Source organism: Methylobacter sp. BlB1, from assembly GCF_015476545.1.
Classification (GTDB): Bacteria; Pseudomonadota; Gammaproteobacteria; order Methylococcales; family Methylomonadaceae; genus Methylobacter.
Genome location: NZ_JADMKV010000202.1, coordinates 1 through 771, shown reverse-complemented (window position 1 = coordinate 771; position 771 = coordinate 1). Strand labels below are relative to the sequence as shown.

At 65.8% G+C, this 771-nt stretch carries 1 protein-coding gene and 1 pseudogene; both read right to left on the bottom strand.

All coding sequences use genetic code 11. The annotated features are described in order from the left end of the window. A pseudogene (locus IT781_RS22030) lies at positions 1 to 520 on the bottom strand (RHS repeat protein); the annotation flags it as partial. Between the two features lie 23 nt (positions 521 to 543). Next, on the bottom strand, positions 544 to 771 hold a 228-nt coding region (locus tag IT781_RS22025), incomplete at its 5' end, for a DUF6531 domain-containing protein (RefSeq protein WP_194972306.1).

Sequence of the window (771 nt, the reverse complement as noted above, 5' to 3'; positions counted from 1 at the left end):
TGTAGGCGTCCCACTCGAAATGGAAGTTGAAGCCGGTGGCGAGCGTGCGGCGGCTGATCATATGGTTACGGTAGGCGTAGGCCTCGCCGTGCTCTAATGGATCGAGTGCGGCGATCAGATCGCCGTGCCCGCTGTATTGGTAGCGCACGAAGGGCGTGGCGGTCAAGGCCGGGCCTGTTTCGCCGAATCTGGCCGGGCCGATGGCTACGATGTGCTGGCCGTCGCGCTGGATCAGCAGCGTTTTGCCCCAGCTGGCCTTTAGGGCCTGAACCTGGCCTTGAAGGTCGTAGACCAGTTCGATGAACTCGGCTCCGTTCTGCCAGCGCTGCAGGCGGCAGCGGCCGTGTTCGCCCTGGAAGAGGCGCTCCGGCTGCCCGTCGCCGACCAGGCGAAAATGGCCGGCTTCGCGGTACAGGCGCAGCTGTTCCGGGAGATTCAGGCTGTAGTCGCCGGGTTCGGGCAGGGGCAGTTCGAGGGTGCGGCCTTCGCGGTCGTGGAAAGTGACGGCTTCATCCGACACCTCCAGCCATTCGCCCAGCGGCGTCAGCCAGCCGTGGCCCAGTTGCAGGTCAAGGGCGGCTGGCCGCTGCGGTAGAAACGCGTCCAGGGCAGGCTCAGCGGGCCGTCCCAGCTGAAATCGGTCAGCTCCAGCAGTTCCTCGCCGGTGGCTAGGCTGATCGGGCAGCCGCTGGTACAGGTGTCGGCGTTTTTCAGGGTGGGTTTGCCGGCGGCGGATTTGCCGGTCTTGGGGGAGGTTTTTTTCGCGGCCGG